Source organism: Spirillospora sp. NPDC052269 (genome assembly GCF_040679435.1).
Lineage (GTDB): Bacteria > Actinomycetota > Actinomycetes > Streptosporangiales > Streptosporangiaceae > Spirillospora.
The window spans coordinates 162,961-169,482 of sequence record NZ_JBFAUU010000022.1 but is presented as its reverse complement, the minus strand read 5'-3'; the positions used below and the strand labels follow the sequence as shown (position 1 = coordinate 169,482).

Sequence of the window (6,522 nt, the reverse complement as noted above, 5' to 3'; positions counted from 1 at the left end):
CCGGTAGTTAAGCCCCTCAGCGCCGATGGTACTGCATGGGAGACTGTGTGGGAGAGTAGGACGCCGCCGGACTTATATTGAGTGAGGCCCGCCACGAAAGTGGCGGGCCTCACCACTTTTCAGGGCCCCGCCATGAATATGGCGGGGCCCTTTTTGTTTCCCTCCGGGCTATTGATAGGCGGAGATCAGCCAGCGTGCTCGGTAGTACGCGGTCTTCGTCCTGCTCGGGGTGAACTCCAGGGGGTGTCAGCCGGGTGGGGTGTAGTTGGCGGCGCGGCTGCATGGACGCTCCTCTCGTACGACGACGAGAGCGCGCCCATGATCGCGATCAGTGGTGGGTGATGTCGAGACTTCCGGTGGTTTTCGTCAGATGTCTTCGCCTGACAGAACGGCGTCCGCGTCGACGATCCGGTAGGCGTATCCCTGCTCGGCGAGGAAGCGCTGCCGGTGCGCCGCGTAGTCCTGGTCGAGGGTGTCGCGGGCGACGACGGCGTAGAAGCGGGCGCCCGCGCCGGACGCCTTGGGCCGCAGGAGCCGGCCGAGCCGCTGCGCCTCCTCCTGACGCGAGCCGTACGCGCCGGACACCTGGATGGCGACCGTCGCCTCGGGCAGGTCGATGGAGAAGTTGGCGACCTTCGACACGACCAGGACGTTCTGCTCGCCGGACCGGAAGGCGTCGAACAGCCGCTCGCGGTCCTTCACCCGGGTCTCGCCCTTGATGACGGGCGCGCCGAGGAGCTCGCCCAGCTCGTCCAGCTGGTCGATGTACTGGCCGATGACGAGCAGCTGCTCGCCCGCGTGCCGCTTGACCAGCGCCTCGACGAGGCGGGTCTTGGTGTCGGTGGTGGCGCAGAAGCGGTAGCGCTCCTCCGGCTCGGCGGTGGCGTAGGCGAGCCGCTCGGAGTCGGTGAGGGTGACGCGGACCTCGACGCAGTCGGCGGGGGCGATCCAGCCCTGCGACTCCATGTCGCGCCAGGGGGCGTCGTAGCGCTTGGGGCCGATCAGGGAGAAGACGTCGCCCTCGCGGTTGTCCTCGCGGACGAGGGTGGCGGTGAGGCCGAGGCGACGCCGCGCCTGCAGGTCGGCGGTCATCCGGAAGATCGGCGCGGGCAGCAGGTGCACCTCGTCGTAGAGGACCAGGCCCCAGTCGCGGGCGTCGAACAGCTCCAGGTGCTGGTAGACGCCCTTCCGGCGGGTCGTCATGATCTGGTAGGTGGCGATGGTGACCGGGCGGATCTCCTTCTTCGCGCCGGTGTACTCGCCGATCTCGTCCTCGGTGAGGGTGGTGCGGCGCAGGAGCTCCTGCTTCCACTGGTGCGCGGAGACGGTGTTGGTGACCAGGATCAGCGTGGTCGCCTTGGCCTTGGCCATGGCCGCCGCGCCGACGGTGGTCTTGCCGGATCCACAGGGCAGGACGACGACGCCCGAGCCGCCGTGCCAGAACGATTCGGTGGCCTCGCGCTGGTAGGGGCGCAGCTCCCAGCCGTCCTCGTCCAGGTCGATGGGGTGGGCCTCGCCGTCGACGTAGCCGGCGAAGTCCTCGGCGGGCCAGCCGAGCTTGAGCAGGGCCTGCTTGAGGGCGCCGCGCTCGCTCGCGTGGACGACCACCGCGTCGTCCCCGACCCGGTCGCCGATCATGCCCTTGATCTTCTTGGCGCGCAGCACCTCCTCCAGCACCGCGCGGTCGGACGAGGACAGCACCAGGCCGTGGACGGGGTCCTTCTCCAGCCGCAGCCGGCCGTAGCGGGCCATGGTGTCGGCGACGTCCACGAGCAGGGCGTGCGGGACGGGGTAGCGGGAGTACTTCAGCAGCGCGTCCACGACCTGCTCGGCGTCGTGCCCGGCGGCGCGCGCGTTCCAGAGCGCGAGCGGGGTCACCCGGTAGGTGTGGACGTGCTCGGGCGCGCGTTCCAGCTCGGCGAACGGCGCGATCTCCCGCCGGCAGGCGTCGGCCAGCTCGTGGTCGACCTCCAGCAGCAGCGTCTTGTCGGACTGGACGATCAGCGGCCCATCGGTCACGAGAACAGTGCCCCCAAGCTCATCGGACGGCGGGTGGGACGGGGTCGGCGGGCGGACGCGGCGGCGTCGGCGCCGAGGCGCGCGGCGGACGGTCTGCGCACGTTACCCCGAGAACACAACGCTCCGGGACCTCCGGGCTCTTCCCGAGGGTGTCCGCTGTGACGTAGCGGACACCCTCGGGTAGATCAGAAGGGCCAGGAGGCGGTGCGGCCGGACTCGATGAGGGGGATCATCGCGAACGCGGCGTCCGAGAGGCCCGCGAAGGTGTGCCGGGTCGCGGTGCCGGACGGTCCGTGGCCGTACCGGTAGCCGACGAGGTTCCAGGTGTAGACGGGGATGTGGGAAGGGATCACGGAGGTCGGGTCCGCGCCCCAGGTCTGCTCGTCGGTGACGATCACGACCCGGTCGTGCCCGCGGTAGTGGGCCCGGAGCGCGGCGGCGGTGTCGGTGCCGCCGAGGTTCCGGAACCGCTGGACGACCGTGAGGACGGATTCGCCGCGTCCGCAGGGGACGCCCTTGTGCTCGGTGCCGAACTGGACGAGGTCGCCCCTCTCGGCCCGCTTCGCGAGCGCGGTGCCGAAGATCGCCGCCGCGTCCGCCGCGGTGAGGTCCGAGCGCGCGGACAGCGGGCCGAACATCGAACCGGACCGGTCGACGAGGATCAGCGTCCGTCCGGGCAGGGACGGGACGTTCGCCAGCGACGCGTCCAGTGCCCGCTCCAGCGGCCATGCCCAGCGCAGCGAGCCCGCCGCGCGGTGCGCGGCCAGGAACCGCATCGGCAGCACGCGGGAGCGCGCGACCTGGTCCGGGTCCGTGAGACGGGCGGCGACGCGCTCGGCGACCTCGTCCGGAACGCCTGCCTTGTCGAAGTTCCGGAGGTTGCGGAGCAGGGCGAGGTAGCCCATCGACGGGATGATCTTCTCCCAGAACGCGGCGGTGAGCGGTCCGCCGAGCCAGCCCGCGAGGGACTCCCAGGTCATTCCGGCGGCGGCCAGGACGTCGGCGGCGTCCGGCCGATTGAGCAGCTCGCGGCGCTCGCCGTGCGGCAGCGCGAGCAGGTCCGCCCGGGCGCGCAGCATGGTCAGCGACTCGGGGACGGTGTCGTCGTGTCCGTGGCGGCGGTCGATCGCGTGGCGGAACAGGTCGCCCTGGCGGGCGTCGGCGGCGCGCGGGTGGGTGAGCTCCAGGACGTCCGCGAACCGGACGGTCCCGGTGTCGTACTTGATCAGGGACCGCTCGGTGTAGAGGGCGCGGACGGCGTCCGCGACGCCGCGCTTGACCGGCTGGGGCAGCGCGCGGCCGAACCGGGACCGCCAGTAGGCGAGCAGTTCGCCCGGCTCGTCGGCGCGGCGCAGGGCGGCGCGGACGAGCGCGCGGTTCCCGCCCGGCGCGTCCGAGGCGAGGCGGGCGGCGACGCCCTCGGCGGCGGCCACGACGCTGGCCGAACGCATCCCGGCGGTGTCGCGGAGCCAGCCGACCATGCGGGCCAGCCAGTCCGGGTCGTCCACGGCGACCTTCCCGACCAGGTCGCGGAAACGGGTGTCGCGCTGGTCGGCCCGCTCGTAGAAGGAGTTCTCGCCCACCATGTTGGAGACCGCGAAGACGAAGAGCTCGCTCTTGGCGTCCCGCGTGAATGCGAGCGCGCCCTCGTGGTTGAGGGCGGTCGGGCGAGAAAGGCTCTTCACGGGGCCGGTCGCGCCGGAAATGCGGCCGCGGTTGAACTTGGACATGGTGGGACCTCCTGAGAGGCGGAAAGAAAAAGCCCCTCCCGAGGCCGGATCGGCCGGAGCTTTACGTCACGGCTGATTTCTCGCCGTGGACGTGCCGAAGAAGTAGCTCCGGCCTGCGCATCGGGAGGGACGAAGGACGCGCCCGAGATCAAGGGCGGCTGCGGAACGTTGGTGCTCTGGGCCGCTGAGCTACCGTCCGTCGAGCCGGACGGGCAGGATTCGAACCTGCGTCGCCCCATTGGGAGTGGAAGTAACCGCTGCCTACGCACCGGGCGCGCGTCTGGGGACGGCTTTTCTGCAGCCCGCGGGCTCTCGCTGCGGTCTGTGCATTTCCGGAGCCCTCCTCTCGGGCCGTTGTTTCGCCGTACGAGGAACACCTTGCCCCGGAAAAGGGCCGGGTGGCAATCGAATTATTCGGGTTTGAGTTCGGTGACGCCGGTGATGCGGTGCAGGGCGAAGCGGTGGACGGCCGCGCGGGTCGCGTCGTAGCCGGTCAGGAAGCCGCCCTCGACGCGGATCGGCTCGACGATGCGGCTGGACGCCTGGCCCTGCTGGTCGAGGTAGCCGATCCAGACGCGGGTGCCCTTCTCGACCGCGCCGCGCAGCAGCTCGACGGTCGCGATGGAGGGGGAGCGCGGCGGCTCGCCGTCCGGACGGGCGGCCTGGCGGGCCGCGCCGAGGCGGGACGCCTCCTCGCCCGCGCGCAGCGCCCGCACGGTCGCGATGATCACCGAGTCCTCGGCGGCGTCGGTGGGACGCAGCCGGACGATCTCGGTGGACGGCGGCGGTTCGGCGCGCCGCGCGTCCGGGCGGGTGACGATCACGCCGCCGCCCGGCGACTCGGCGACCGGGGCGAGGCCGAGCCCGCGCAGCCCGGTGAGCAGGTCGGCGCGGCCCAGTCCGGAGGCCAGGACGGTCGGCGCGAGCCGGTGCAGCCGCAGCGGGTCGGCGCGGCGGTCGGCGAGGATCTCGTCCAGCGTGGCCGGGTTGTCCGCGCGGACGTAGGAGACCAGGGACCCGACGCGGAGCTGGCCGTGCCGGCGCGCGACGTCCTCGACCAGGTAGGCCAGCGGCTGCGGGACGGGCGTCGCGGAGTGCCTGGTCAGCGTGTCGAGCAGGTCGGAGGCGGAGCGTCCGGCGTCCAGGGCGCGCCGGACGGAGGCGGCCGTGAACCGGTAGACGGTCGCGCCGCCGGTCGACTCGACGTCGGCGGTGAGGGCCAGTTCGCGGGCCAGGTCCGTGACGAGGGGGCCGGGGGCGACCGCGGTCAGGTCGGCCTGGATGAGCACCTTGTCGCCGGGTTCGGGGAGGTGCTTGGCGAGGGTGGGCTCGGGGTCGGCGCCGTCCAGCAGGTCGCGGGCGAAGGGGGCCAGGACGCCGTAGCCGGTGAGGCCGAGGACGGCGGCCTCACGGAGCGTCCAGTCGACGAGCCGGTCGCGGAGCGGACCGCCGCGGCGCGGCTGGAGCCAGTCGAGCCGTTCGCGGACGGCGGTCGGGGTGACCGGGATCCCGGCGGGCGCGTCCGCGAGGATCGACAGGGCGGCGTGCCGGGTCGTGGGGGCGCTGCCGTGCCGGGCGGACTCGCTGAGCGCGTTGACCAGCCGGTCGCGGTCGTCGCGTTCGCCGACCAGGCCGGGCACGCGGTCGGTGCGCAGCCAGCCGTGCGCGAGCTCGGTCCAGCGGCCGGCGATGTCGCGGCGCAGCCACAGGTCGTAGGCGGGCGTCGGCAGCCACTCGCCGTCCAGGTCGCCGGACCGGGTGAGCAGGCCCGCGGCCTGGGCGATCTCGGCGAGCAGCGCGGCCCGCCACTCCGGGACGTCCAGCAGGGTGGCGGCGGCGCGCAGGTCGCGGACGGCGAGCCCGCCGCTGCGCAGCACCGGCGGCGGCTCCAGGCTCCAGCGCTCCAGCAGCTCCTCGATCTCCCGGACGACCGTGAACGCCTCGCCCGCGGCGCCGCGCACGATGGTGTCCCCGTCCCGGGCGCGGGCGTCGGTGCCGAACGCGGGCGGGTCGGCGGCGAGGTCGCGGAACAGGTGGCCGCCGCGCAGGTGGAGGGCGACCTCGCGCGGGACGGTCACGGTGCGGTCGTCCTCGGCGGCGAGCAGGCCGCGCGCGAGGAGCCGTTCGATCGGGGTCTCGGCGGTGTCGACGCGGACCGGGCGGCGGGCGTCGGCGACGCGTCCGACCGGCGGGCCCCAGACGAGCCGGTCCAGGGCGGCGCGGGCGTCGTCCCCGGCGTCCGCGATCAGCTCGGACGGGTCGTCGAGCCGTTCGGCGATCCGCGCGATCAGGCGGCTCGCGTCGGTGAACCCGCGCGGGACCTCGCCGTCGAGGTCGGTGACCAGGGCGGTGAGCCGGTCGACCGGGTAGGAGGCGAACACCTCGGCCGCGGGCGGGCCGAGGCCCGCCGGATGCGGGAGCGCCTGCCGGACGCCGGGCGCGGCGCGGGACGACCGGGCGCCCCAGACCAGGGCGTTCCGGCGCAGCGTGGCGAGCGTGGCCGACACGGCGCGGCGCGGCGCGGGCAGCGCGGTGGCCAGATCGGCGACCCGGACCGGGTCCGGCAGCACGACGACCCCGGCGAGGACGGCCAGCGCGAACACGTCGAGCCGGTCCAGGGCGCGGGACACCGCGGCGGGCGTGGCGGCCCGCGCGGCGAGCGCGGTCAGGTCGGCGGGAACGGGCGCGACCAGCTCAGGGCGCGCCGCGAGCAGGGCCCGCAGCTCGTCGTCGTCGCGGGAGCGAAGCCAGTCCGCGAAGCTGTCCACCATGG

Annotated in this window: 3 protein-coding genes and 1 rRNA gene; 1 reads left to right on the top strand and 3 read right to left on the bottom strand. The window is 73.6% G+C overall.

The window, feature by feature from the left end:
- Nucleotides 1–72: ribosomal RNA gene (rrf, locus tag AB0L06_RS37020) — 5S ribosomal RNA — on the top strand; the annotation flags it as partial.
- Nucleotides 73–366: 294 nt separating this feature from the next.
- Here the strand turns inward: rrf and AB0L06_RS37015 are convergent.
- The 3 genes from AB0L06_RS37015 to AB0L06_RS37005 all read right to left on the bottom strand — a co-directional run bounded on the left by AB0L06_RS37015 (nt 367) and on the right by AB0L06_RS37005 (nt 6,520).
- On the bottom strand, nt 367–2,019 hold the full coding sequence (locus tag AB0L06_RS37015) for a DNA repair helicase XPB (protein ID WP_500235860.1): 1,653 nt from the start codon (nt 2,017–2,019) through the stop codon (nt 367–369).
- 185 nt (nt 2,020–2,204) lie between these two features.
- Entirely contained in the window at nt 2,205–3,749 is a 1,545-nt protein-coding gene (locus AB0L06_RS37010; RefSeq protein ID WP_500235859.1) for a TROVE domain-containing protein, read from the bottom strand.
- A 410-nt stretch (nt 3,750–4,159) separates the two neighbouring features.
- Nucleotides 4,160–6,520 carry a helicase-associated domain-containing protein gene (locus AB0L06_RS37005; protein ID WP_500235858.1) on the bottom strand — a complete coding sequence of 787 codons (2,361 nt, stop codon included), beginning with the start codon at nt 6,518–6,520 and terminating at the stop codon, nt 4,160–4,162.
- Between the last annotated feature and the right edge of the window lie 2 nt (nt 6,521–6,522).